Annotated in this window: 25 protein-coding genes; 1 reads left to right on the top strand and 24 read right to left on the bottom strand. The window is 44.8% G+C overall.

The features are described 5' to 3' along the window. Window positions 1-7: 7 nt before the first annotated feature. The 15 genes from ACQCN2_RS14055 to ACQCN2_RS13985 all read right to left on the bottom strand — a co-directional run bounded on the left by ACQCN2_RS14055 (window position 8) and on the right by ACQCN2_RS13985 (window position 15,154). On the bottom strand, window positions 8-793 hold the full coding sequence (locus tag ACQCN2_RS14055) for a DUF3388 domain-containing protein (RefSeq protein ID WP_426929556.1): 786 nt from the start codon (window positions 791-793) through the stop codon (window positions 8-10). Between the two features lie 116 nt (window positions 794-909). Beyond that, the gene (locus ACQCN2_RS14050) at window positions 910-1,161 is read right to left on the bottom strand and encodes a DUF3243 domain-containing protein (protein ID WP_426929555.1); all 252 of its coding nucleotides are present in this window, start codon (window positions 1,159-1,161) and stop codon (window positions 910-912) included. 91 nt (window positions 1,162-1,252) lie between these two features. After that, complete coding sequence (ymfI, locus tag ACQCN2_RS14045; protein WP_426929554.1) at window positions 1,253-1,984, bottom strand: elongation factor P 5-aminopentanone reductase; 732 nt, start codon at window positions 1,982-1,984, stop codon at window positions 1,253-1,255. A gap of 16 nt (window positions 1,985-2,000) precedes the next feature. After that, a complete protein-coding gene (gene yfmH / locus ACQCN2_RS14040; protein WP_426929553.1) occupies window positions 2,001-3,293 on the bottom strand; it encodes an EF-P 5-aminopentanol modification-associated protein YfmH in 1,293 nt (430 codons plus the stop codon). Then, window positions 3,293-4,591: an EF-P 5-aminopentanol modification-associated protein YfmF gene (gene yfmF, locus ACQCN2_RS14035; protein WP_426929552.1), complete on the bottom strand. Its 1,299-nt coding sequence runs from the start codon at window positions 4,589-4,591 to the stop codon at window positions 3,293-3,295. The genes yfmH and yfmF overlap by 1 nt, the downstream gene beginning before the upstream one ends. Before the next feature lie 167 nt (window positions 4,592-4,758). Continuing rightward, the gene (locus ACQCN2_RS14030) at window positions 4,759-4,914 is read right to left on the bottom strand and encodes a hypothetical protein (protein WP_426929551.1); all 156 of its coding nucleotides are present in this window, start codon (window positions 4,912-4,914) and stop codon (window positions 4,759-4,761) included. Between the two features lie 142 nt (window positions 4,915-5,056). Next, window positions 5,057-6,025, bottom strand: a complete 969-nt coding sequence (locus tag ACQCN2_RS14025) for an ABC transporter permease (protein WP_426929550.1) — start codon at window positions 6,023-6,025, stop codon at window positions 5,057-5,059. A 3-nt stretch (window positions 6,026-6,028) separates the two neighbouring features. Further along, a complete protein-coding gene (locus tag ACQCN2_RS14020) occupies window positions 6,029-7,099 on the bottom strand; it encodes an ABC transporter permease (RefSeq protein ID WP_426929549.1) in 1,071 nt (356 codons plus the stop codon). Then, complete coding sequence (locus tag ACQCN2_RS14015) at window positions 7,092-8,606, bottom strand: ABC transporter ATP-binding protein (RefSeq protein WP_426929703.1); 1,515 nt, start codon at window positions 8,604-8,606, stop codon at window positions 7,092-7,094. The genes ACQCN2_RS14020 and ACQCN2_RS14015 overlap by 8 nt, the downstream gene beginning before the upstream one ends. Before the next feature lie 116 nt (window positions 8,607-8,722). Next, the gene (locus ACQCN2_RS14010) at window positions 8,723-9,775 is read right to left on the bottom strand and encodes a BMP family lipoprotein (RefSeq protein WP_426929548.1); all 1,053 of its coding nucleotides are present in this window, start codon (window positions 9,773-9,775) and stop codon (window positions 8,723-8,725) included. Between the two features lie 57 nt (window positions 9,776-9,832). Beyond that, complete coding sequence (locus ACQCN2_RS14005) at window positions 9,833-10,561, bottom strand: GntR family transcriptional regulator (protein WP_426929547.1); 729 nt, start codon at window positions 10,559-10,561, stop codon at window positions 9,833-9,835. Window positions 10,562-10,872: 311 nt separating this feature from the next. Beyond that, a complete protein-coding gene (locus ACQCN2_RS14000; RefSeq protein ID WP_426929546.1) occupies window positions 10,873-13,263 on the bottom strand; it encodes an FtsK/SpoIIIE family DNA translocase in 2,391 nt (796 codons plus the stop codon). A 110-nt stretch (window positions 13,264-13,373) separates the two neighbouring features. Then, window positions 13,374-13,601 carry a YlzJ-like family protein gene (locus ACQCN2_RS13995; protein WP_426929545.1) on the bottom strand — a complete coding sequence of 76 codons (228 nt, stop codon included), beginning with the start codon at window positions 13,599-13,601 and terminating at the stop codon, window positions 13,374-13,376. After that, window positions 13,598-14,362: a ClpP family protease gene (locus ACQCN2_RS13990; protein WP_426929702.1), complete on the bottom strand. Its 765-nt coding sequence runs from the start codon at window positions 14,360-14,362 to the stop codon at window positions 13,598-13,600. The genes ACQCN2_RS13995 and ACQCN2_RS13990 overlap by 4 nt, the downstream gene beginning before the upstream one ends. Window positions 14,363-14,494: 132 nt before the next feature. Further along, window positions 14,495-15,154, bottom strand: coding sequence for a YdeI/OmpD-associated family protein (locus ACQCN2_RS13985; RefSeq protein WP_426929544.1), 660 nt, complete (start codon window positions 15,152-15,154; stop codon window positions 14,495-14,497). A gap of 680 nt (window positions 15,155-15,834) precedes the next feature. On the opposite strand from ACQCN2_RS13985, the gene ACQCN2_RS13980 reads away from it, so the two are divergent. Then, on the top strand, window positions 15,835-16,158 hold the full coding sequence (locus ACQCN2_RS13980; protein WP_426929543.1) for a hypothetical protein: 324 nt from the start codon (window positions 15,835-15,837) through the stop codon (window positions 16,156-16,158). Window positions 16,159-16,167: 9 nt separating this feature from the next. On the opposite strand, the gene ACQCN2_RS13975 is transcribed toward ACQCN2_RS13980, so the two are convergent. The 9 genes from ACQCN2_RS13975 to dapG all read right to left on the bottom strand — a co-directional run bounded on the left by ACQCN2_RS13975 (window position 16,168) and on the right by dapG (window position 25,482). Continuing rightward, window positions 16,168-16,323 (bottom strand): hypothetical protein, encoded by a 156-nt coding sequence (locus ACQCN2_RS13975; RefSeq protein WP_426929542.1) that lies wholly within the window; start codon window positions 16,321-16,323, stop codon window positions 16,168-16,170. Between the two features lie 112 nt (window positions 16,324-16,435). Then, window positions 16,436-17,575 (bottom strand): virulence factor, encoded by a 1,140-nt coding sequence (locus ACQCN2_RS13970; RefSeq protein ID WP_426929541.1) that lies wholly within the window; start codon window positions 17,573-17,575, stop codon window positions 16,436-16,438. Window positions 17,576-17,957: 382 nt separating this feature from the next. Next, the gene (gene ybiA / locus ACQCN2_RS13965; RefSeq protein ID WP_426929540.1) at window positions 17,958-18,512 is read right to left on the bottom strand and encodes a riboflavin biosynthesis intermediates N-glycosidase; all 555 of its coding nucleotides are present in this window, start codon (window positions 18,510-18,512) and stop codon (window positions 17,958-17,960) included. Beyond that, entirely contained in the window at window positions 18,512-19,402 is an 891-nt protein-coding gene (locus ACQCN2_RS13960; RefSeq protein WP_426929701.1) for an NrtR DNA-binding winged helix domain-containing protein, read from the bottom strand. The genes ybiA and ACQCN2_RS13960 overlap by 1 nt, the downstream gene beginning before the upstream one ends. A 33-nt stretch (window positions 19,403-19,435) precedes the next feature. Continuing rightward, the gene (locus tag ACQCN2_RS13955; protein ID WP_426929539.1) at window positions 19,436-20,440 is read right to left on the bottom strand and encodes an AAA family ATPase; all 1,005 of its coding nucleotides are present in this window, start codon (window positions 20,438-20,440) and stop codon (window positions 19,436-19,438) included. Further along, a complete protein-coding gene (gene pnuC / locus ACQCN2_RS13950; RefSeq protein ID WP_426929538.1) occupies window positions 20,437-21,114 on the bottom strand; it encodes a nicotinamide riboside transporter PnuC in 678 nt (225 codons plus the stop codon). The genes ACQCN2_RS13955 and pnuC overlap by 4 nt, the downstream gene beginning before the upstream one ends. 325 nt (window positions 21,115-21,439) lie before the next feature. Further along, a complete protein-coding gene (locus tag ACQCN2_RS13945) occupies window positions 21,440-23,122 on the bottom strand; it encodes a ribonuclease J (RefSeq protein ID WP_426929537.1) in 1,683 nt (560 codons plus the stop codon). Between the two features lie 237 nt (window positions 23,123-23,359). Beyond that, on the bottom strand, window positions 23,360-24,223 hold the full coding sequence (gene dapA / locus ACQCN2_RS13940; protein WP_426929536.1) for a 4-hydroxy-tetrahydrodipicolinate synthase: 864 nt from the start codon (window positions 24,221-24,223) through the stop codon (window positions 23,360-23,362). A 38-nt stretch (window positions 24,224-24,261) separates the two neighbouring features. Next, a complete protein-coding gene (gene dapG, locus ACQCN2_RS13935) occupies window positions 24,262-25,482 on the bottom strand; it encodes an aspartate kinase (RefSeq protein ID WP_426929535.1) in 1,221 nt (406 codons plus the stop codon). Between the last annotated feature and the right edge of the window lie 49 nt (window positions 25,483-25,531).

Here is a 25,531-nt window from a genome sequence, read left to right as displayed (position 1 = left end):
ACCCTCCTTACGTCATGTCAAAGTCACTAAATCCCCGATGATTAATCAATTCGTACGTAATTTCCTCGTCGGGATGGTGACGAAGTTCGATAATATAATGGAAATCGGACAGCTCATACTCGGATTCACGAACAAAAATATCCGGATGCTCGATAACTTTGGTCGCAGGAAAATTCATGACTTCCCTAAGCAGGCTGTGATGGCGTTCAGTTGAGCGCATGGTGGACACGATCCCATCAATTAAATATACATGATCAGATGTCATCTCATCAATGGCTAATGAGCTTCTGACAGTTTGACGTAATAATGTTGACGAAATAAAGGTCCATCGTTTATTCGCAGAAACGCTGGCGGCAATCATTGATTCTGTTTTGCCAACGCGAGGCATGCCTCGAATCCCCACAAGTTGATTACCCTCTTTTTTCATGATCTCAGCCATGAAGTCAACGAGAAGTCCAAGTTCATCACGGATAAAGCGAAATGTTTTCTTATCTTCGCTGTCACGTTCAATATACCGACCATGACGGACTGCCAATCGGTCTAACATGGTTGGTGGCCGCAACCTTGTAATGGTTATGTTGTCCACTTTTTGCAAAATATTGCGGAGTACCTCAATCTTCTCATCATCGTCAGTTAAAAGAAGCAAGCCACGACGAGCATTCTGTACACCGTTGATCGTCACGATGTTAATGTTCAGCATCCCCAAAATGGAGGCGACATCTCCCAAGAGGCCGGGACGGTTCTTGACTAATTCATATTCAAAGTACCATTCTTTTTTATCTCTTGGCTCCATAGTAACCACCCGTTTCCGTATCAAACTTAATTGCTGTTTAAGTATATCATTTTCGATGGGATTCGACATAGTCATAAAATGAAAATCCCCCGAAAGTATCGGGGGATTAGGTTTCATTACGCTTGATTTTGTACCAATTTTACCATCATCGTGGCAAGAGCTTGCCGTTGCCCTTCGTCACCTGCATCCCAAAGCTGTTTCAACAAACGCTCTTGGTCATTTTTGGGATCCACGTTCTGAGAGAGATAGTCACCAATCTGGAAGGCGACATTTTTAATCGTATCATTCTCCATTCCCGCAGAAACAGCTTGTCCCACACGGTCACCAAGAAATTGTTTCCAATCTGAGAAATTTTCAAGAACTGACATTCGGAAATTCCCTCCTCAAGAAATAACAATCGGACGTTTTTGTCCGTATAGGGATAGAATCCCAAGTCAGACTCGAAAATATTCATATTTTTTACGTGTACCATCCACCATTTGGGCTTATCACTTGTCCAGTAATGTAGCTTGCTTCTCTTGACAGCAAAAACGACACCAAAGAGGCGATTTCAGCCGGTTGACCTAATCGCCCCATAGGGATGTCTTCCGCGATCTCTTGTTTCTCTTCCAGACTGAACCGTTCCATCATTCCACCATCAATCGCTCCTGGCGCAACCGCGTTGACAGTAATTCCGCTTCGCGCCACTTCTTTAGCGAGTGCTTTGGTAAAGCTGTTGATCGCCCCTTTTGTGAGGGAATACAACACTTCACACGATCCACCCGTCAACCCCCAAATGGAGGAAACATTGACGATTCGACCATACTGCTCTTGAATCATCGCGGTGAGCGCAGCTTGCGTCATAAAGAAGGCGGAGCGAACATTGGTTGAGACCAGTTCATCAAATAGCGAAGGCGATACATCCTGAATAACCCCCAAATGATCGATTGACGCGTTGTTGACGAGCAATAGCGGTTTGATCAACAGCTGGTTATACATGTCGGAAATAGCAATCGGGTTCCGTAAATCAGCTTGCACAAGCGCATAGGGTACTCCGCGTTCCTGGCAAAAGGAAATAATCGGTTCCAACTTATAGGGAGATTGAAAATAATGCAAATATAAAGGGACACCTTGGGCGGCCAGCTGTATCGCGATGGCCTGCCCAATCTCCCCGGATGCCCCGGTTATCAAAGCCCATGGTGTTTGTCTCATGTATTTCTCCTATTACTTATTCGGTTGTGTTGCTGGAACGGACGATGGAAACGGCCATTTGGTCAAATTTGAAGTGCTCTTGGATTCGTTGGTCCACATCCTCACGCGTAACCTTTTCCAACACTGGAAGAATGGAGAACAGATCAATACCATTAAATTGATAGCTGGTAAACTGGTTGGCAATGAACTCCACAGAATTAAGCGAACGTAAAAACATGCCAATTTTCTTCCGTTTACTCCGTTCAAAATCATCCTTCGTTATACCCGATTCTATATAACGAGTGATTTCTTGTCGGATTGTCTCCACTAGTTTATCCGGATCTGGTGTGTCCCCACCAATGATGGAATACCCGTAATCCGTTTCATTGCTGTAATCAAAGTCAAAGGACTCCGTAACTAGCCCACTGTCGTACATCTTTTGATAAATATCCGAGCTGTTGCCGAGCAATATGTCCAGCGCCAGCTTGGTGGTCATTTCCCGCTTCAGTAGCGCTTCACCAGTAAGACCTTTGGCGGTTTCCTTAAAACCAATCAAGCATTTGGGCAGACCGACAGACAACTGCTTTTCTACTTTTGGCTTGGCTATTTGAGCTGGTTCCTCAGGAAAAATCCGATCGATTTTCGGAGTCGGCGCAAACTGCTTCTTCTCTTGATTGCTGCGAATTAATTGCATAATACTCTCTGGATCGAAGGCACCCACCACTAATAACACCATATTGCTTGGATGATAGAATGTCTCATAGCAGTCATAAAGGGTTTGGGGTGTGATTTTGGCAATTGATTCAATTGTACCGGTGATCTCGATATTAATTGGATGATCTTTGTACATGGCTTTCAGCAAATTCATATACACATTCCAATCCGGATTATCCTGGTACATTTGAATTTCCTGCCCGATTATTCCCTTTTCCTTCTCCACACTTTGATCGGAAAAATAAGGCTCCTGGACAAAGTCAAGTAAAATGGTCAAATTATCTTGCACATGATCGGTACTGGAAAACAGATAAGCCGTCCGATTAAAGCTGGTAAACGCGTTGTAGGAAGCACCATTTCGGGAAAAATCCTGAAACACGTCACGATCTTTTTTCTCAAACATTTTGTGCTCGAGGAAGTGAGCGATACCGTCTGGTACATTCACTTGCTCGCCATTCGTCAAACGAAAATGACTATCAATCGAGCCATAACGGGTCGTAAACACCGCATACGTTTTGCTAAAACCCTCTTTAGGCAAGAGAAATACCTGTAAGCCATTCGACAGCGTTTCTTTATACAGGGTTTCGTTTACTTGTTGAAAGGTGGTAGTTTGCATTAGGAAGCCCCCCCTTTGTTGTCCCGCAGCAAGAAGATGGTATCCATATGAATATTGGCTGCTACGTTTTTCACATCTTCAACCGTTACCGCATCCATCTGTCGTAACAGTTCTTCAAGCAAGCGCTTGCGTTTATTAATAATGCCATTGTAGGTAAAATCAATCATCATTCGAGCGCTGTCCAATAATTCCTTGAACTGATTGTGCAGTGTCGCCTTGGTCTGACTCATCTCTTCATCCGTGATGTTGCCGTTTTTCATCAATTCCAGTTGTTCCTTGATGATGGACACAGCTTGTTGATAATTATTAGCGTCAATTCCTGACATCATCATCATAATGCCCTTCGTACTCTCCAGTCGAGATACGGCGTAATAGGCCAGACTTGCCTTTTCCCGAACGTTAACAAAGAGTTTGGAATGCGGAAATCCTCCAAGGATACCATTGTATACAAGCAAGGCCGGGTAATTATCACTCGCATAGTTGATCCCTGTAATGCAGCCAATATTCAATTTGGCTTGCGAAACATCGAGGCGATCTTCTACCTCTCGAACGGTAATCGCTTGGGGATGTTGGACGGTTTCCGGCAAAGTTTTAACCTGAGCTCGATTAATATTCAAGTGAGTTTGGATGATCTGCTTCACGTTGGACGGCTCAACGTCACCGACCACAAAGATTTCGATTGGATTGTGGGAAACGATTTCTTGATAATATTCATACAATTCTTTGGACGAAATCGCTGATAAATCTTCTACCCGTCCATTCACCTGCAATGCAAACGGCTCTCCTTTAAACATTTCTTCCGTAATCCGTTGGTTGGCGTACTTCATTTTGTCGTCGATAATGCTTTCAATCCGTTTACGCAGGGATTCTTTCTCAGCAGATACATACTTCTCAGCAAAACCGCCGTTTTCCAAAAAAGGGCGCAGCAATACATCTCCCACAAATTGTACGGCCTGCTCCAGTAGATTATCCGCTGCTGTTAAGTATTTCTCATTCGGCACTTCCATGTAAATATGCAGGATCTGGCGCTCGCCCTTTTTGACGACATCAACGTCAAAAATAGCCCCGTATAAAAAGTCCAGATGCTCCCGAAGCTGTTTTGTTTCTGGAAATCGAGCTGTCGCCCGCTTCAATACCATTGAAAGAAGAGCAGTCTTGGTGACATACTTCTCAGAAAGTTCTTGTTCAATCATGCAGATCATCGTGGTAGTTTTGAACTTTTGCGTCGGTAAAATATGTACATCCATTTGATTGATCGAACTAGACTCAAATTGAATCTCCTGTACGGGTGTACTCATCCAATCATTCTCCTTTCTATCATGAACACAACCGAAGTGATGGTGGCTCAAAAGTCACTCTTCCATCATTGTACCCAATTTATGTGGGAAACAGAAAAAAATTTGTATGCGTTTTCGTTTATGAACAGAAAAGGGAGCCTGTATGCGCTCCCTTTTGGCCAAGCCTTCTACATGTCATGCGTATCATATTCATCTAGCGCTTCGGGCCGATCGTTCATTTCATCAAATCGGCCACAGTCAGGATTTAAACAGAGCATTCCACTGAGCTGACTATCCCGAAATGGCTGACCAATATTTTTTCCGCAGTAAGGGCACATCCACATCCCATACACCCTCCTTTATCCCCTCGATGATGTACGGATATAGTCTCTCCTTAATTTGCACGCATTATAAATCGGAAATACTAAAAAGTCGAAGCCGCACACTAGCGACTTCGACTTTTTACGCTGACATTTTAGCTTGGAGCTAACGAGATCCTGTTTCGTAAATTTTCCCAAGGGATGATGGCGCATTGGAACGTCCAACAAAGCCAGCCAAAACAAGAATGGTCAGGATGTAAGGAAGCATATAGATGAATTCAATTGGAATATATGAAGTTAATCCCAATACTTGAACCAATGACTTAACGGCCTGTGCTACCCCAAAGAAGAGAGCAGCTCCCATCGCACCTGCTGGATGCCATTTACCAAAAATCAAGGCAGCCAAAGCGATAAACCCTTGTCCAGAAATGGTGTTGTGCGAAAAGTTACTGGTCGTCGTCAATGCGATAGTTGCTCCACCCATAGCGGCTAAAGCGCCACTAATCATAACCGCAGTGTAACGCATGCGCTTAACGTTGATCCCAGCAGTATCTGCCGCACGAGGATGCTCCCCTACCGCGCGTAAACGAAGACCGAAACGAGTTTTGAAAATGACAAACCACGTAACAAATACCATAAGGAAAGCTAGATAACTGGTTGGATAGGCTTCGAATATCGCATGACCTAAGAATGGAATATCACCTAAAACCGGAATATGCCACTTATTGAATACAATATTAAGTGTTGTCGTTTGACCTGCACCATTGAAAATGAGCTTAGTCAAATAGACAGTCAATCCTGTTGCCAAAAAGTTCAACGCGACCCCGCTCACGACCTGGTCCGCTTTGAATGTAATAGACGCCAACGCATGAGGAAGTGCAAAGATGGCACCTGCAATAATCGCTGCGATGAACCCTATCCACGGAGCAGCCATGGATGGAGCCGGGAAAATGTCCTGCATGAAGAATGTTACCACTGCACCTGTAAAGGCCCCAATGACCATCATACCTTCCAACGCAATGTTAACAACACCGGAGCGTTCGGAATACACACCACCAAGCGCTGCAAAAATAAGGGCAGTTGAGAAAACGATGGTATCATGTATTAAGTTGCTAGAGATATTTAACCAATCCATCTTCTACAACCCCTCTCTTTTTTTAGACATGAATGGTTTAAGTAAAATTTTCACAATAGCATGTGCTGCTACAAAGAAAATAACAGAGGCAAGTACGATACGGATCAACTCTACTGGCACACCCGCGCCAAAATCCATACCCGCTGCTCCGAATCTTAACACACCGAATAAAATCGCGCCAAAAATGACACCAATCGGAGTATTACCACCAATCAAGGCGACCGCAATTCCATCAAACCCGTAACCTGGCATATCAGCCATAATGGTGTGATAGTGGAACACACCAAGAACTTCTCCTGCACCACCGAGTCCGGCAAAAATCCCCGCACCAAGCATCGCATTAATGACATTTCGATTCACGTTCATCCCAGCATACTCAGACGCATGCGGATTAAATCCTACAGAGCGAAGCTCAAAACCTGTTTTGGTTTTCCATAGCACGACATAGAACACAGCAGCCGCAATGAGTGCTAATAAGGTTCCCCAATGCAGGCGCGCACTATCAAACATAGTGGAAAGCCAAGCACTAGAGATTGAAGCCGATTGATGAATCTCTTGAGTATTTTGTTGGCCTTCGGGAACCAAGTAGTGAGCCAAAATAAAATTAGAGAAATACAAGGCTGTCCAGTTTAACATGATGGTAGTGATTACTTCGTTTACACCTCGTGCAGCTTTTAGCCAGCCAGCTAATGCTCCCCAAAGTCCTCCCGCCAAACCACCAGCAAGTACTGCGAGCGGCGCGTGAATGTACGGTGGAAGATCAAAAGCAACCCCAACATATACGGAAGCAACCATCCCCATGACGAACTGACCTTCTGCCCCAATATTGAACAATCCGGTACGGAACGCAAAGGCAACAGACAGACCTGTAAAAATCAACGGGGTGATTTCTCGTATGGTTTCCCCGAAGTTGTAGGCGTCACCAAAAACTTTATCAAGCAAAGAACTATACGCCAAAATTGGGTCGAATCCACCAGCAAGCATAGCGATAGCTCCTGTAATTAAGCCAAGCAGAATCGCAACAACAGGTACCAGAAACGATTCTTTGGTAAAAATACTGATCACTCTACTCATCGTTTCCCTCTCCTTGCATACGTTTTCCACCCGACATCATCAATCCAAGTTCTTGTTCAGTCGTTTCTTTTGGATTGACAATACCCACAATCTGTCCTTCGTAAATTACGGCAATACGATCGGAAACATTCATAATTTCATCCAGTTCAAGCGATAATAACAACACCGCTTTACCTTTATCCCGTTGTTCAATCAGACGTTTGTGAATGAACTCAATCGCCCCTACATCAAGACCGCGTGTAGGTTGGGCTGCAATTAACAAATCGGGATCTTTATCAACCTCGCGAGCAATAATCGCCTTCTGCTGATTACCACCTGATAATGAGCGAGCTAACGTATGGATACCTGGTGTCCGTACGTCAAACTCGTTAATCAGCTTTTCTGCGTGTTTGTTGATGGCATTGTAATCAAGCAATCCATTTTTACTGAATTCAGGGTGGAAGTAGGTTTCAAGCACCATATTCTCGCTCATACTGAAGTCAAGGATTAATCCACGTTTATGACGATCCTCTGGAATGTGGGACAAACCGGCTTCCGAAATGAGGCGCGGGGAATGGTTCATGATATCTTTTCCTTTTAAAAGAACGGAACCACTTTGAGCCTTGCGAAGGCCCGTTAGAACTTCTATCAATTCACTTTGACCGTTTCCGTCTACCCCTGCAATACCAACAACTTCTCCAGCCCGAACATCCAAGGAAATCTTGTTCAGCGCATTAACGCCACGATTGCCGAGAGCGGTTACATTTTTTATGGAAAGAATTACATCTTTTGGATCGGAAGGTTCTTTATCCACATGGAAATGAACTTCACGGCCAACCATCTTAGCAGCTAATTCATCCGTGTTGGTTTCTTTCACGAGTACTGAATCAATCACTTTACCGCGACGGATAATCGTAACACTATTGCATACCTTCATGATTTCTTTCAACTTGTGAGTAATCAAGATGATGGTTTTGCCTTCATTAACAAGGTTATGCATGATATCAATAAGTTCATTGATCTCTTGTGGCGTAAGCACGGCTGTTGGCTCGTCAAAAATCAAAATTTCAGCACCGCGATACAGCGTTTTTAAGATCTCAACACGCTGTTGCATCCCAACAGAAATGTCTTGAATTTTGGCGTGCGGGTCAACCTTCAGACCATATTTTTCTGAAAGCGCCTTAACTTCTTTAGCCGCCTGCTCAATATTTATTTTCAACCCGCTTCGAGGTTCTTTTCCTAAGACAATGTTTTCCGTTACAGTGAAAGGTTCGACAAGCATAAAGTGTTGGTGCACCATTCCAATTCCCAGTTCGTTGGCAACGTTGGGATTGGTAATCTTCACTTTTTTCTCATTAATCAAAATTTCGCCTTCGTCTGGTTGATACAAACCAAACAGAATATTCATAAGTGTTGATTTTCCGGCGCCATTTTCTCCTAGCAACGCATGAATTTCGCCTTTTTTAACTTTGAGGCTAATGCTGTCATTCGCTACAATACCCGGGAATCTCTTGGTAATACCACGCATTTCAACTACTGTTTGAACTTGACTCAAAGTGCTCACCCCGTCTTTGTGGGTAATCAGATACGTAGACAACAAGGCTAGTTAATCATAACTAGCCTTGTTGGTGTTACAAGTAAGGCTTATTTTTCAGGAACGGTGATTTCACCTTTTACGATTTTCTCTTTGTACTCGTCAACTGCTTTCAATACGTCAGCAGGTACGTTCTTTTTGGAAGTCTCAGGCAAGCCTACACCGTTCTCAGCCAAGCCAAGTTTAACGATTTTACCGCCTTCGAATTTACCTTCAGAGAAGTCTTTGGATACTTGGTATACCGCTTGGTCAACGCGTTTCATCATGGAAGTAAGCGTTACTTCATCACCGAATTTGAGGGATTGGTCTTTATCTACACCGATAACCCAAACATTTTCGCCTTTGGCTTTACGCGCTTTTGCTTCGTTGAACACACCGTCACCAGTTGCTCCAGCAGCGTGGAAGATGATGTCTGCTTTTTGTCCATACAATTGGGAAGCAGCAGATTTACCAAGGTCAGGCTTGTCAAATGCACCAGTGTATACAGGGATTACCTTGATGCTAGGGTCTACCGCTTTAACACCCGCAGTGAAGCCTGCTTCAAAGCGTTTGATAACTGGGATATCGATACCACCAACGAAACCTACTGTTTTGGTCTTGGTCATTTTTGCTGCAACAACACCCACGAGGAAGGAACCTTCTTGCTCTTTGAACAGAACAGATTCTACGTTTGGAGCGCCTTGTACTTCAGCATCGATGATGGCAAGTTTTGAATTCGGGTTCTCAGACGCTACTTTCTTCACGTGGTCGCCCATCAAGAAACCAATACCCCAAGTGAGGTCCCATTTGTCTTTAACGAATTGGTTCAAGTTTGGCACATACTGAGCATCACTGGTACTTTGCAGATATTTTACTTCTAAACCAGTGTCAGTCTTCAGCTTAGTAAGACCTTCCCAAGCGCTTTGGTTAAAGGAGTTGTCGTTTACCCCGCCAACGTCAGTAACCATACCAATTTTTACTTTTGCTTTGTCGCCAGCTGGTTGAGCTGCGTTACCGCCTTGTGTGTTGCCTGGAGCTGGTTGTTTAGCACCGCCGCCGCAACCGGTAAGTAACAATGAAAGGCTCAAGGTTGTAACTGAAAGTACAGAAATAAACTTTTTCATCCTTTTGTTCCCCCTGTGTTTGATTTTTGCTGAACTAAGAAAATTGCTTAGACATCCTCACGTTAAGCGTCTTCGAACCACTTGAAAATGAAACTTGTCTGCACGAAAATAATTTCGCGAGTACAGGACTGCCCGCTCCATATCGTCGTAATGAACTTGACGAAGCAGGAGAATAGCGGTCTTTGCGTCACATTTCAGGATACTTGACACTTGTTCGTGATAACCAATGGGTTCAATGTCAGCTACCGCATAGGCAATATGGATCCCTGACATTTCTTCCAAGGCTTCAAAGATCGACTCACATTCCAAATGGTAACCATCAGGCATCAGGCTGGCAGGAATCTTGTCTACACAGTAAACAACCGGTTCTCCGTTTGCGGTTCTGACTCTCACAACGTTAAGAAGTTTTTCATCTGGCCGCAAATGCAAGCGTTTACGATCTTCTTCACACGGATCGACCAAGTCAGTATGTAATAATATGGTACCGGCTTGTTGACCCTGCCGTTCTATCGCACCCGTCACACTAAAGAGTTCCCCAATTCCTCCAGAAAAAACAGGCCTTGGATGTATAAAGGTTCCAACTCCGTGCTTCCGAACGACGATTTTTTCTTCTTCAAGTAACCGAAGTGCTTCTCGCAGGGTAGCTCGACTAACACCTAGCCGTTTGGACAATTCAGCCTCTGATGGCAAACGTTCGCCTGACTGCAATCGTCCCGCTTCAATATCTTCCTTGATGCGGTCCATGACCAAAAGGCTTAGTGATCGTGAACTTCCTTTGATCATCATCTCCTTCACTCCCGTCCCCTCTGGCACACAATTGGTAGGACGTCAGACCTCTAGAAAGAAAATTCGACGGCCTTCCACAAATTCCTTTAGTCCGTAGAAATTTTAACCCAATCAAATAGAAACATGCAAGTCATAATTTCAAGACTTTTCTATGTTGAATGTTTCAGATTTTTCGGTAAAAATTCACGGATAGCAAGCGTTCGAGCGGACTCATCCCATAGCGTCTCAGTCCCCGGATGTTACGTCCCCCCATGAGAGGGGATGTAACGGGCTGAACTGAACGCGTGGGGTTCACAAATTTGACGTTCTTATCAAGAAATCTGACTTTCGGGAGTTGGACGTGGTATTCGTACTTCACGTGGCTTGCTTCCCTCGTAGGGACCTACAATTCCCTGCGCTTCCATCATATCAATCAGACGGGCTGCTCGGGTATAACCTACACGTAATCTGCGCTGCAATAAAGAGGCAGATGCCGTTTGCGCTTCCGCCACTACCTGAACGGCTTGATCGTATAGCTCATCATCAACAACAGGTTGCGATTCCTCACCTACTTCTTCTGGAATCATCTCTTCTTGATAGTTTACTTCCTGTTGTTCTTTGACGAAAGTAACAACTTCTTCCACTTCCTTGTCCGAAACAAACGCTCCTTGGATCCGAGTAGGCTTGGATGCCCCCATCGGCAAATAGAGCATATCGCCACGCCCTAACAGCTTCTCAGCGCCGCCCATGTCCAGAATCGTACGTGAATCGGCCATAGAGGAAACGCCAAAAGCAATCCGAGAAGGAATATTGGCTTTGATTACCCCTGTAATAACGTCTACAGATGGTCGTTGAGTAGCAATGATCAAGTGTATACCGGCAGCGCGAGCCATTTGAGCTAGGCGGCAAATGGCATCCTCCACTTCTCCAGGAGCCACCATCATCAAATCGGCTAGCTCGTCCACAATGACGACAATATACGGCAACAAACTGTGCTTGTTGCCGGTTTCCGCTTGATCTCTCACCCATTGATTGTACATCTCGATGTTTCTTGCCCCGTTTTTTGCAAACAGATTGTATCTTCGTTCCATTTCGGCCACGACCTTTTTCAAGGCGATTGAGGCTCGTCTTGGATCTGTAACTACCGGTGCCAAGAGATGGGGAATTCCGTTGTATACATTCAACTCTACCATTTTGGGGTCAATCATCATTAGCTTCACTTCAGTTGGTTTTGCTTTAAACAAGATGCTGGTGATAATTCCGTTGATACAAACCGACTTACCGCTTCCCGTCGCTCCCGCTACTAGTAAGTGCGGCATTTTGGTTAAATCGGCTACAATCGGTTCCCCGGAGATGTCGCGACCAAGTCCAACCGTTAACCTGGCAGAGGCATCCTGATAATTAGGCGCTTCCAGTACTTCACGAAGTGTGACAACGGCAACCTCGGAATTAGGAACTTCAATCCCGATGGCCGATTTACCAGGGATTGGAGCTTCAATCCGAATATCCTTGGCTGCAAGCGCCAAAGCGAGGTCGTCCGTCAAGCTGACGATTCGACTGACCTTCACTCCCACTGCAGGCTGGATTTCATAGCGAGTAACAGCTGGACCACGGTGGACTTCAGAGACAATGGCGCTTACACCAAAGCTTTTTAAGGTATTGACCAGCTTTAAAGCGTTCGTGTTGTGATCCACATCTTTGGTAATCGCATTATGTTTGGGACGCGCCAAGATGGACAAGGTTGGAATGACGTAGGTATCTGGCTCCTCAATACTTAAGTCTGTCAAACCACGAAAACTGACATCATCTACCTCAGTCGATTTGGGCTGAACATCAGGTTTTGCGGAAGTGATTGGCGGCTGCTGTGTCTGTGTTGTTTCTTCCGCCATGATTTTTTCCGCAAAATCTCGAATTAGTGGTGCAACCACCACGTCTTCTTCGGCGATATTCCGATGCGATCCTTGTGCGGAAGCACCTTCAAGAGGCTCACTTCCCGCTGCTTCGTCGACGATAGACTCTTCACGGGCTTGATCTTCAGCCTCCGATTGTTGAAGTCTCCGCTCGGATTTCTGTTCTTTCCGCTTTTCGCTTTCTTCCGCCAGCAACTGAGCCGTTTCTTTAAACGATTCCTTCGATTTTACATACATACTCGAAATTCGATGTTTGATGAAAAGGATAATATCGACATACGATAGTTTGAATAAAAACATTAATCCTATCAAGAAAAACAACCCGATAACCAAGCCTGTTCCGATCATCCCAAATAAACCGTGACTAATCGCAAAGACGATTGCCCCCACCATACCACCGGCAACACTGGTGGTCGAAACCTTTTGGCTTTGTTCCTGCCATAGTCTGTCCCACGTCAATCGGATGATATTTTGATCGAATTTCCCGTTGTTTGAAAGCATTTGATAGAAAATCATATGGTCCCATGTGAGAATCCCAAGAAAAATAAATAAACATCCAAGTAATTGCAGGGTAAGTCTTGGCGGTTTTCTCGTAAACATCATATGTAGGGATATTCCAATCAATAAAATAGGTATGACAAAGTCCCATGTCCCCGCTAGAAACCGAAAAGCGAATGCAAATATATGCTTGCCTATCCACCCGCTCTCTAGTAGTCCGATAATCGATAAAGCAATAACGACAAGTCCTAATAATTCAAGCTTGACCACAGAGGCCACTGCCGCTTGAGACGATTTTTTAGCTCTTCTGCTCATGGCATGTCTCCTTAGCCCCATAGAATGAAAAGGCAGCCGAACGCTCCGGCTGCATGTTGGGTACAATTTCTAGTATACCACAGGAAAATAGCAGAAATACAGGCAAAAGGTTACGACATATCTGGACGAAATGCGATGATTTCGCCCGGTGCGTATCGGGGATTCAAATAGTCTTGCGGGTTCGGACTGATTAACCGGACGATTCTACCCTCATATGTACTGATTGGCTCCACCAGCATGGTAGCGTGTCCTAACGTAACCTCGTGAATCTCTTTTTTGTTAACCTCTTCGTTATTCTCAAAAATTATTTCTAACGGAACAGTTGAGTGGATGATCACTGTAGCACCTGCTCTCCATTGCGAGCTTTTTCCATTAACTCATTCAATTTCTTAAGAGCCTTCCCCAATCCTCCTACTTCATCAATCAAGCCATATTTGATCGCATCTTGACCGATGACATTGGTCCCAATATCGCGCGTGAGTTCTCCTGTACGCATCATTAAATCGCGGAACTGTTCTTCTGTGATCCGAGAATTGCGCGCAATAAAATGGACAACCCGATCTTGCATCTTGTCCAAATACTCAAATGTTTGCGGTACACCGATTACAAGCCCTGTTAAACGGATCGGATGAATCGTCATCGTTGCAGTGTCGGCAATAAAAGAATAGTTTCCAGATACTGCGATCGGGACCCCAATGCTATGTCCTCCGCCAAGCACTAGCGTAACCACCGGCTTGGAGAGTGAGGAGATCATCTCCGCAATGGCAAGACCCGCTTCCACATCTCCGCCTACGGTATTCAAAATGACAAGAACTCCCTCAATCTTGTTGTTTTGTTCCGCTGCCACAAGCTGAGGGATGATGTGTTCATATTTTGTCGTTTTGTTCTGGGGCGGCAGTTGGATATGTCCCTCTACTTGTCCGATGATCGTCAAACAATAAATATTACTTTCAAGTTGCGGAACATTGGTGGCCCCCAACTGGGTAATGCTGTCGAGCAGTCGTTTCTTCGGATCGTCCGGCTGCGCTTCTGGATTTAACCCCGGTATGGGTGCTTCCGGCTGTTGCGGAGGTTGAGACGGTGGTGTTTGCGCGCGCATTTTTTGACTGATTGAAGAAAAGGGTTGATCGGAATGAGTTGACATAGTGTATACCTCCTTAGCTGTCCATAGTATGGATAGGCAGAAGGTAAAAAATGCGTCAAGTTGTCATCACTTGCCATTACTAACATCTTAAACCTCTTTAGCAGATGGATTCTTCAAACCTTGCTCTAATTTTTCGATTGTCTTCAATATCCGATTCTTCCGTGTTTCCTCACGTTTGGCTTCCGTAATCCAACGAACATATTCTTTTTTGTTTGTATACGAAAGACTCTCAAAGAAAACTTGAGCCGCCTCACTTGTTCCAAAAGCAACCGCCAATTCTTCTGGCACCTCTATCACTCGTGTAGCAGGATCTGGACGCTCTGCTCGTTTTCTGGGTTCTTGACGGCGCACTGGTTTGTTGGCTAGATCTACTGGTCGAAATCGCATAGCCGACCACGTCTCATCAATGGCTACCAGTGCTACCCCTTCAAATCCTGCTTGATTCACTACTTCCCATCCTGCGTCACGGGTAATGTCGGTTTTGATCTTTGAGCTCTTTTTGGGATAGGTGATCCACAGAAATCCGTCCTCCGCAAGCTTGTCCATGATTTGAGGAGCCCAATGATTTAACTCCGCCACACTATGTACGAATAATTGGATGAAATCAAATGTGCCTTCGAGAGACTTCCCTATCTCAACACCTTCAGGAAGCTCACTTTCATTACCCACGTAGTCTGCAGGAGCATTGACAAATATCGCCCGTTGTCCGCTTTTTAACTTTAACTTCTTGATAAGATCATTCGTCATCTGGCATTCCTCTCTTTGTTGTGAGCTTATGAGTTTTACCTTACTTTGTTTTGTGTGAACTCTTCAAGCAATCTATGTAGTTGACGTCTTCTATTAGTACCGTCATATAATTGGCATATTCAACCTGTTCCTAAAGGATTTGATATGCTATTATTTCCCATAAATTAACTCTTTTATTGTGTAAGGAGGAACTTCATGAAATTCGGCGTAATGATGTCCCTCAAGCTCTGACGGCAGTATTAAAATAAGTTTATCCGCGGTTGGACAGTATCTCCTCCAGCACGGGTATCAGGTTCATCAACTGAGCAAACCTCAATTCGTACGATACGAAGGAGACTATATCATTTACGATGTAGAAATTGAGGTCACCTATCCAAATGATTCTAAAAACAAATGTAATAAACAGCAAATCACTGAACAGGTGTGGTTTCATTACGATGATCGTAAAATTCAAAAAATCATTAGCGACGACGATCCATTCCTTGCAGCGCGAATTATACCTAGTAGAGAACCGTCTCAAACCAGTACAGATTTACCTTACTCCATTACGATTCAGTAAAATTTGACTCATGGAAGTATTAGGTCTATCTTATGGTACTGAGGAAATACATAATTGATTGTTTTTCAGCCGGATTTTTCTTAGGTGTACTATCATTAATTCTTGTATTGGTGGTGTTTTAGTGATGCAACTTGAAAAGTTTAAACTCGTACTTTTAGCCGGAATACTTGTCTGTTTATTTTTTATCGCGAAAAAGCCAGAGCCTGTTTTCTACAACGAACCTCCGAACATTCAACTACCACAAGTCTCATCCCAAAGTACCCACTCATCTGACACGATTGCTGTACCATTGGCACCAAATCGAATCGCTTTGATTGACACTCGTGAAGGTTCTAATACATATGGGAAAATCATCGTAATGGAATACGATGCCAAAACAAAGCAGCTTTTGCAGGTTTCATCCTCGGCTTTCAGCTTTCATTTAGAATTTGGAACTCCCAAGTAATGATGGATTCTATTGTTTCTTCACGATTGGTTTGTTTTTTAACTCAAAGCGGCCCCACTCGTCTTTTAATTCATCCATTGAGGCATCTATCAACGGTTTACCACAAGCCTGTGTAATCCCATTGCGAACCAGTCTGAGAATCAACTCTGTTTGAAATCGATTCATTGATGACCACTCCTTACCTGTTGGCTAAGATCATCATATGCCGCTCCTAGGTCAGTTGTTTATCAAGGTGAGCTATAGGTAAGGAGACTGAATTTTTCAGAACTAGTGGGTTCTATTGTTCTTTAGTACGCTTTGTCATCTGCTGCCAAACTGTCCCGCTCGCTTCCTCGCCTCTCTCAATTCGTTCCAACGCCATTTTAATTTGTAAACGCACTTCAAATTCCGGATCATTCTGTGCTTCTTTTAACGCATCAAGGGCTGTCTCGTCTCCAACCTCATACAAAAATCGCGCCGCTCTCCATCTTACAAGCTTGTTTGGATCCCGGAGCGCCTGGGTCATGGCTTGGATCGCATCCGGATCACCAAGGTCTGACAATGTATCACCTGCGGTACGGCGAACGGATACCGATTGATCCTGAAGAGCATGGTACAAATCGGGCAAAATTTCTTTTCCCCCTATCATCCCTAAATAAACCGTAGCCAATCGGCGAATCGAGGATTTGGGATCATGTAGGGCCATACGCAACACAGGCAGTTGCTCTTCGGTTGGTTCCATTTGTTCCAAAACCGCAAATCGCTTCTGCCAGTCGGGCTGATCAAACATCTCCAAAGTCACAATGGGTTTCTCCCGCTTCTGATCCACATACATGCTGTCAGCTTCATTTGATTGCAAGGCCAGCTCAACTAAATGGTTTAATCTCTCCTCGTCATAAGCGGCGTTCACTTCCTGCGCCACTTCTTCACCAATTTCTTTTAGGTCACCGTAACGAACACCTTGCTCCACCCATTGTCGCTCTGCAATCAAATTACTTGACGCTAATCCCGCTTGAGTTGCTGCCTCGGCGAAACGTGGGGGCAGTGCTGTTCGAACATGTTCCGAAGTTGAGGTTACCTTGATCTGCATCGGGATGTTCCGAAACATTTGCAAATAAACCTGCGCTTCACCAAACGAATCAACGCTTGTTTCTAGTGCTTCCCCTGCTCTTTCTGATGAAGACGAGCCTAAAATCTCTCGCACTTGTGACAGTATCGCTTCCCAGTCGGCGTTCGATTTACGTTCCAATGAAAGAAAATCTGCCGTTTGAAAGATGCTGGTCACTCCCTCTATTGCCAACAACTTTTGAATCGCCTCAGGAGCGGTTGCTGTATTTTCTTTTGTATATTCTTTCTGCATGCTAACCGGGAGCTTTACATCTATATTTAATTTCATCGCGTTCGGGCTTGGTGTAGGTTCAATTGACAACAGTTTCACCTTGCGTCCACTCCTTTTCGATATAGTCTTGGTGTTAATGGTAACAAAGATAATGAATTTGGCAAGGCGAGAAGTGTCTATTACTCTTGAACGATTATCGGCGACGATTTTCCCGTAAAGATCCACTGCTTACCTGGGAAAGCAGGACTGCTTTGTTCAATTTTGAAGTTGGCTATATATTCACCTTTTTTGCTAGGATGAAAAATTGCCCATACATAGCGGTTCGTCCATTCTGCTTGTATTTTCTTACATCCTTTTATACAACCTATTTCCTCCCAGAAAATTGAAAAGTCCCCCACCCAAAATGAATTAGGTAGGGGCTATCTTCTTTTTCCTTTTTCGATCTATTTTTTAGCGAAAAAAACTGTGGCAATCGTCAGGTTTAACATTCCAACAATAACTCGTCTCGCGCTTCGGTCAGCGCAAACCCCAGCAGGTTTCTGCCCCGCCATTTCATTGAATTTTCCGCGTCAGGGTTGGCTTGCCCCATGCCGATACCCCAAATACGGTCTCGCGGACTTGCTTCAACCAAAATACGATTTTTCGTCGACCTCAGATAATCTCCAAGCTGCGGATTTTGCGAAAATTTGGCCAAGCTGCCTCGCTTGACGATCTCGTAGCACTTACTTTCCCAGACGGCCTTATCGAAGTTTCTCACAGCACGCCCAAATGCCTTCATCTCCTTGGGATGCTTGGCCTTCAAGATGGCGGCAAACATCTCATCATCCTGGAATAGTCGCGCCTTCTGTGCCATCATGTACTGTTCAGCACAGGAGTACTTCGTTCCCTCCACAACAAACGGGCTCATCCACCATTGGCTTAAGCAGCTTTTATCTACACTTCCGTCGCTTGGCGGTGTATGACCCCAGAAGAACAAAAACTTGAATGATTTTCCTTTACGATAAGCGTCGCGTAAATCTTCAATACTGTAAATCATCAATATTCCTCCAGACTTCTTCGATATAAGCGGGATGGACGGTGGCCCGCATTTTCGGTATAGTGATCCGTTTCCGTTACGAGGTCAGCCACTTTACGTCGGAATGCAGCTTTGAGTAGCTTTTTATCCAAAATCACCTCGTATACCTGCTGCAATTCCGTCAAAGTAAACAGCTTCGGCATCAAATGAAGCGCTATATCCGAATAGGTAACTTTGCCGCGCAAGCGCTCGATGGCATAGGCAATAATCTTCGCATGATCGAAAGCCAACCCATTGTTGGATACGATGGTGTAAGACTTAGAGGTCGAAGTCTCCGTCGTCGCAATCTTACGTTCCACCACTGCACCCAACTCTACGTGATCAGAACTTAGCTTGAGCTCAAACTGCAACGTTTTGACATATCCGCCTTCGATCAGCTCCTTACTCTCACGCAAAATCCGATAACAAACCTTAAACCAAACAGCGCTGACGGCGTCATCTCCCGCCTTTAACTGTACTTGTCCACTATTAATCAGCGACATATAGCTGCAGCTCATGACCCAAGTACGCGGATCACGCCCGATATCACTGAATGTATACAATTGCTCCAGATAAACGTTATCTACGCCCGTTTCCTCCCGCAATTCCCTTGCCGCGGCTAGTTCCGTCGTCTCGTTCGGCCTGACGAAGCCGCCTGGGAGTGCCCATTTGCCCAAGAAGGGATGCCCTCCTCGTTGAATGACGAGAACCCTCAGCTCCTTCTCCGGGAGTTTACGGTAATTGTCCTCCTCCACATCAGTAACAGTAAAGATAACCATGTCCACCGCCACTGAGGGACGCTCGTAATCGTCTACCCGATACTGTTCCATGAATTCGCGTTCCGTTAGTCCGTTGCGATCCAGAATATCCACAAGCTTCACCGCCCGTTCATCTCATATAAGTTGCTAACACTCTCCGAAGTAATTGTCGTATACCTTGAACCTCGTCAATACTTCTTCTACCTTCCGCATTCGTTCCTCAAGGCTTCCCCTCAGCGTTATGTAGGGAATCCGGCGCTCCTTTAAATCCGCAATAATCTGTTTATGGAAAATATGCCGCTTCTGATCCCCGCTGCGATCCCACGTATCATCATAGGGAATATCGTCGTCACACAAGAAAAACAAGTCGTATCGCTGGGCATTTTCTAAAGCAATTCGGGTTAACATCTCCGGTGCTTGACCGTGATAGTCCAGAGCGTACATGTAGGTGGTTATCGCATTGGTGTCAACGAAAAGATACTCATCCGCTTCAAGCAACGCCTTCTCTTCCCGCTCGATATGCCCGACCGCGATCTCGTCAAAAGCCTCCAAACTAATTCTTCTGTCCACTTGATGCTCCGTCCAGTAATCCCGTCCGTACTCGCTTGCGAATGTCGTCCGATACCTTTGCGCCATTGCTTCGGATATTGTAGATTTGCCGGTCGACATCGCTCCCATGAACACGACTTTCGTAATTAAGTCCCGGTACACGATATCGCTTATAAATCCCCTATACTTATAAGGATTAGATCGGATCATCGTTGCTGAAATGGGAACAAGCTTACGATCTTCATCTACTCGTCTATCTACAGCACCCAATGCAAGACTCATATGTTCGCCATAAAATTCACTGGAGTAAAAATGCGTAACCTGCTCTCCTTTCAGCAAATCCAATATATACTGCTCTTCCCGGATCTCATGCTCACGATCATTTGAATATCCGTCTGGGCCGTCCCAAGCTTCGATGACCCTAACCGTCGGATAAAGCTTTCGGATCCAGTTTGCTCGAATATGAAGCGGAATCGTCATAACATTAGTCTCATAGATGACAACGATTAACTCGTCAACCTCTTGCAAAGCAGTATCAAACATAAACTGATGTCCTTTATGAAGCGGCGCAAACTTCCCCAAAGTTAATCCCAACTTTTTCATTGCAAAACCTCCTTAGCCCCTTTGTTCCAGGTGTAATAACCGTATATCGCGTTGATCAGGTACGCACTCCACATGACGATCATCAGAACTCCGTCCGAACTTCCATTCAACGTTCTAATCACCCACAAGAGTACCGTGGAAATATTCAGGATAATATAGACTAACCATTGTTCTTTGAATCTTCTTACCATCAAAAAAGTCGCCACAACCGATAACACTGTCGTAAGAGCATCGATATAGGGTGAATTCTGCGTCGGTATGAAAGATAGTCCGAAACCAAGCGACAAGCTTCCTATTACGCAAATGACCGTTACTAGGAACAAACCTCTCTGATCCATTTTCCTCATGGCCAGCTTGCCACCCTGCCGATTTTTCTTCCACATGACAAAGCCGATCGCATTCATGGGGACGAAGAAGAGCAGATTCAACATGACCTCCCCGAACAATCCGTTAACGTAAGCCAAATAAGCATAGCCAAACGTATTATACATGCCAAAAACATAGGTCATCAGATTGCCTTTGGCCGCGAGTACCACGCATAATACTCCTGTTATAAAGACAGTAAATCCGAACAATGTATCCTTCATGATCACCGTCAAAACGATAGCGATTCCTGAGAAAATGACCAGCCAAGCTATTTCGTATAAGTTCCAATCGCCCAAAGACTTCCTCATCGTATCCCCTCCTAATTCATACGAACGACCAATGACTTCGCATCGCATTGATATTATCATTTTGTTAATATCAAAATTACCAATAAATTACACCACGGTCAAGTGAATTTTCTCACTCTATCCTTTCTCGCCATATACTTAAGCATCTGAAGAAGTGATTCTCTAGCCTTACGATAGAAGACTGCGATTTGGAGAAAGGATATGTACGGATCCAGCAAACGATTATTAAAACGAATTTGTGGTCAATTAAGGAATTTAGCAAAACAAAAAGGAGCCAACCCCCAGTGGTAGCAGGGGTTTTTGGCTCCTTTTTCTTAACTGCATATTACACTTCCATAATAATCGGCAAAATCATCGGGCGGCGTCTTGTTTGGTCGTACAAAAAACGACCCAAGGTGTCTTTTACGTTATTTTTGAGTGAGGACCACTCACTCACATTATCTTCCATGCATTTCAGTAGTGTTTGGGTGACGATGCGATTGGCTTCATCCAATAGCTCCTCCGACTCACGCACATAGACGAAACCGCGTGAAATAATGTCAGGGCCGGAGAGAATGGTGCCATTTTGTTTGCTAAGTGTAACAACAACCACCAGAATTCCATCTTGGGATAATAATTTACGATCGCGAAGGACGATGTTCCCGACATCTCCCACGCCAAGTCCATCAATCAATACATTGCCTGATGGAACTTTAGCTCCTAGGCGGGCAACGCCATTGGAAATTTCCACAGAATCTCCGTTATCTAGCAAGAAGATATTTTCTGGAGCTACTCCAACCTGCTCGGCCAAGATTCCATGCATACGGAGCATGCGGAATTCGCCGTGAATCGGGATGAAGTATTTGGGTTTCATCAAGTTAAGCATAAGTCGCAGCTCTTCCTGACTTCCATGTCCAGAAACGTGGACGGTTCCGTTAGGTCCATGCCCTCCATAAATAACTTCAGCACCCACTCGATACAATTGATCGATGGTTCGCGATACATATTTTTCGTTACCAGGAATTGGTGTTGCCGCGATAATAACCGTATCACCAGGCAGGATATCGATTTTCCGATGGGCGGATCGGGCCATACGTGTGAGCGCGGACATCGGCTCACCTTGACTACCTGTTGATAAAATGACAACTTTATCAGCCTCAAGTTTGTTGATTTCTTCTGGCTCTACCACTACCCCTTCAGGTACGTGCAGGTAACCCAACTCTCTGCTGATATTTACAACATTAACCATGCTTCGACCCACAATGGTTACTTTGCGATTGTATTCCACTGCCGCATCGAATACTTGTTGTACACGGTGGACGTTTGATGCAAACGTCGATACGACAATTCTTCCGCTCGCTTTGTGAAATACATCTTTAATCGCTTCTCCAACGGAACGTTCTGAGCCTGTATAGCCAGGTCTTTCGGCGTTCGTACTGTCGGATAAGAGACAAAGCACACCTTTGGCACCGATTTCGGCCATCTTGGCAAGGTCTGCAGCTTGGCCATTGACTGGTGTCTGGTCAAACTTGAAATCACCTGTATGGACGATAAGTCCCTCTGGAGTTTCTAAGCAAACGCCTACACAGTCAGGAATACTGTGATTTACTCGGAAGAATGTGGCTGTCATGCTGCCGAGCGTCACTTCGGAATTACTGTTGATGAGATGGCGCTTGGTTTCGGCGAGAATGCCGGCTTCTTTTAATTTTGCTTCAATAAGGCCTAGTGTGAGTTTGGTTGCGTAAACGGGCACATTTAAATGCTTTAATACGTAGCTTAGGCCTCCGATGTGATCTTCATGACCGTGCGTAATAATAATTCCGCGCACTTTATCACGATTCTCTTCCAGATAGGTAATATCAGGAATAACCATATCAATCCCTAACATTTCCTCTTCTGGAAATTTAAGTCCAGCATCAATTACGACGATGTCATCGTCGTACTGGACCACGTACATGTTTTTTCCGATTTCGCCTACTCCGCCCAAGGCGAAAATGGAAACGACTGGATGTAACTTTGACAATATCATGTACCTCCTATATTTAGTTGTCATTACACATTTTTAAAACCGCCCCAAATCACTTACTACCATTATACCCCAACATAAAATAGGAAAACAAGGTTCAGACAATCTTTTTTAATCTAGGTCTAGGTGTAAGTAAATTTATTTTAGTTTTCCTAAATGAAATAAGGATATGTACACTCCTCACAATGAAAAATGGGATAAAAAAAAGAGTACACGAGGTACTCTTTTGATGTCTTTATTTTACAGCAAGGTACGAATATCTTGCTGTTCTTGTTCGTTTGGATAGGCCAAAGGAAGTCTAACTCCGCCGACCTGAACACCGATTTTTTCTAGCAAAACTTTGATTGGTCCAGGGCTCGGATATTTAAAAATTCCTTCAAACACCGGCATATACTTGCGATGCATTGCAGCAGCTTGCGAGAGCTTTCCTTCCGCGAAGGCTTTCATCATCTCCTGCATCTCGCTGCCGATTACGTGGCTGGCTACACTTACAATCCCAACTCCACCAATCGCAAGAACAGGCAGCGTCAAGCTGTCGTCACCAGAATACAATTCGAAGCCTTGAGGCGCACCCTCGATGATTTTGGCCATTTGCGATAAATTCCCGGACGCTTCCTTGATGCATACGATATTTGGGACATCAGCCAATCGAAGAGTCGTCTCAGCAGTCATATTCACCCCAGTACGTCCTGGAACATTGTAAAGCATCACGGGGAGCTTGGTAGCCTCGGCAATTGCTTTAAAATGCTGATACAAGCCTTCCTGAGAAGGTTTACTATAATATGGAGCTACAACCATTACGGCGTCTACGCCTGTTTCTTGAGCGGCTTGCGTGAATCGAATACTTGCCTCGGTATGGTTGCTTCCTGTTCCAGCGATGACTTGTGCGCGTCCTTTTACATAACGAACCACGAATTCGAATAACTGAAGTTTCTCCTCGTTAGAGAGCGTTGGCGACTCCCCTGTCGTACCACTAACCACCAACGTCTCAGTACCTGTTGCCAAGAGGTGATCAATTAATTGTTCAGCTTTCGCATAATCAACTTGCAGCTGTTCATTAAATGGAGTTACCATGGCTGTCGCCAATCGTCCAAACCTTGCCACTTCCTATCCATCCTTTCTTTTCTGCTTGCCTCACTTAACTATTTGTGTAGTTGAAACTGCTGATGAAGGGCTCGAACTGCTCTGATCATATCCGCTTCATGAACCAGGACCCAAATAGTCGTATGAGAGTCAGCTGATTGCAGAATAGAGATGTCTTCGTTCGTTAACGCTTCGACGATCTGAGCCATTACCCCCGGAACTCCTGCAATGCCCGCTCCGATGACAGAAACCTTCGCGCATTTAGGCAACAGTTGCGGTTCGTAACCTAAATCCTGCAAGATGGCAGATGCTTTATCTGCCATGCGATCATGTACAGTATAGGCTACCCCGAGAGGATTTACATTAATAAAGTCCACGCTAATTCCGTTGGTTGCCATCGCTTTGAACACTTGCAATTGCGTGTCATACTGCCCATCCTTGGCCATAACCTTGATTTGGGTAATGTTAGGAACATTGGCGATCCCCATCACTAAACGATCCGAAACAGCGGAATCATAGAGGCGGTCAATCTCATGTAAAGAAGTCACCAAAGTGCCCGGATCATCGGAGAACGTAGATCGGACACGAATCGGAATATTCTTCTGCATGGCAATCTCCACGGCTCTTGGATGGATGACTTTGGCTCCCAAATGGGCCATATTACAAATTTCCGTGTAGGAAACAGAATCCAGTCGTTGCGCCTCTTCCACAATTCGCGGATCGGCCGTCATGATACCTTCCACATCTGTAAAGATATCAACCATCTCAGCCTGCAGGGCAACACCTAATGCCGTAGCGGTTGTATCACTTCCGCCGCGTCCGAGCGTTGTGATCTCCCACTCAGCTGTTCGTCCTTGAAAGCCTGGAATGATGACAACGGTGCCTTTCTCCAATTCCTGTACGATTCGATCTGGCTCAATTTGCAGAATTTGCGCGTTGGAGAAGTCATCAGTCGTAATAATATTAGCTTGCCCACCTGTTAGAATCGTGGCTTTAATGTTCTCTTTTTGCAGCATGCTGCACATGACAGAAGCGGAAATAATCTCCCCGGTGTGAAGCAACATATCCGTTTCACGAGGAGACAATGTATCATTCCCTCCTCGAACCAACTCGAGGAGGGTATCCGTTGCGTATGGATCACCTTTTCGTCCCATGGCTGAAACAACTACAACCAGTGAATACCCTTCGGCAAGTGCCTTTTTGATATGGTGGATAGCCTGGTAACGGCATTCTTCAGTCGTTAGGGAGGATCCGCCAAATTTTTGGACGAGAATTCTCATTCAATCCCTCTCCTATATCTTAATCCTTTGTAAGGTCTCTTCTATATCA

Origin of the sequence: Brevibacillus ginsengisoli (genome assembly GCF_050113715.1) — a bacterium.
Classification (GTDB): domain Bacteria; phylum Bacillota; class Bacilli; order Brevibacillales; family Brevibacillaceae; genus Brevibacillus_H; species Brevibacillus_H ginsengisoli.
Note: the sequence above shows the minus strand (reverse complement) of the source record. Positions and strands in the feature narration are given on the sequence as shown.

Coding starts and splice junctions, on each gene's coding strand:
- ACQCN2_RS14055 (WP_426929556.1), bottom strand. CDS start 793: ATGGAGCCAAGAGATAAAAAAGAATGGTACTTTGAATATGAATTAGTC.
- ACQCN2_RS14050 (WP_426929555.1), bottom strand. CDS start 1,161: ATGTCAGTTCTTGAAAATTTCTCAGATTGGAAACAATTTCTTGGTGAC.
- ymfI (WP_426929554.1), bottom strand. CDS start 1,984: ATGAGACAAACACCATGGGCTTTGATAACCGGGGCATCCGGGGAGATT.
- yfmH (WP_426929553.1), bottom strand. CDS start 3,293: ATGCAAACTACCACCTTTCAACAAGTAAACGAAACCCTGTATAAAGAA.
- yfmF (WP_426929552.1), bottom strand. CDS start 4,591: ATGAGTACACCCGTACAGGAGATTCAATTTGAGTCTAGTTCGATCAAT.
- ACQCN2_RS14030 (WP_426929551.1), bottom strand. CDS start 4,914: ATGTGGATGTGCCCTTACTGCGGAAAAAATATTGGTCAGCCATTTCGG.
- ACQCN2_RS14025 (WP_426929550.1), bottom strand. CDS start 6,025: ATGGATTGGTTAAATATCTCTAGCAACTTAATACATGATACCATCGTT.
- ACQCN2_RS14020 (WP_426929549.1), bottom strand. CDS start 7,099: ATGAGTAGAGTGATCAGTATTTTTACCAAAGAATCGTTTCTGGTACCT.
- ACQCN2_RS14015 (WP_426929703.1), bottom strand. CDS start 8,606: ATGCGTGGTATTACCAAGAGATTCCCGGGTATTGTAGCGAATGACAGC.
- ACQCN2_RS14010 (WP_426929548.1), bottom strand. CDS start 9,775: ATGAAAAAGTTTATTTCTGTACTTTCAGTTACAACCTTGAGCCTTTCA.
- ACQCN2_RS14005 (WP_426929547.1), bottom strand. CDS start 10,561: ATGATGATCAAAGGAAGTTCACGATCACTAAGCCTTTTGGTCATGGAC.
- ACQCN2_RS14000 (WP_426929546.1), bottom strand. CDS start 13,263: ATGAGCAGAAGAGCTAAAAAATCGTCTCAAGCGGCAGTGGCCTCTGTG.
- ACQCN2_RS13990 (WP_426929702.1), bottom strand. CDS start 14,362: ATGCGCGCGCAAACACCACCGTCTCAACCTCCGCAACAGCCGGAAGCA.
- ACQCN2_RS13985 (WP_426929544.1), bottom strand. CDS start 15,154: ATGACGAATGATCTTATCAAGAAGTTAAAGTTAAAAAGCGGACAACGG.
- ACQCN2_RS13975 (WP_426929542.1), bottom strand. CDS start 16,323: ATGAATCGATTTCAAACAGAGTTGATTCTCAGACTGGTTCGCAATGGG.
- ybiA (WP_426929540.1), bottom strand. CDS start 18,512: ATGATTTACAGTATTGAAGATTTACGCGACGCTTATCGTAAAGGAAAA.
- ACQCN2_RS13955 (WP_426929539.1), bottom strand. CDS start 20,440: ATGAAAAAGTTGGGATTAACTTTGGGGAAGTTTGCGCCGCTTCATAAA.
- pnuC (WP_426929538.1), bottom strand. CDS start 21,114: ATGAGGAAGTCTTTGGGCGATTGGAACTTATACGAAATAGCTTGGCTG.
- ACQCN2_RS13945 (WP_426929537.1), bottom strand. CDS start 23,122: ATGATATTGTCAAAGTTACATCCAGTCGTTTCCATTTTCGCCTTGGGC.
- dapG (WP_426929535.1), bottom strand. CDS start 25,482: ATGAGAATTCTCGTCCAAAAATTTGGCGGATCCTCCCTAACGACTGAA.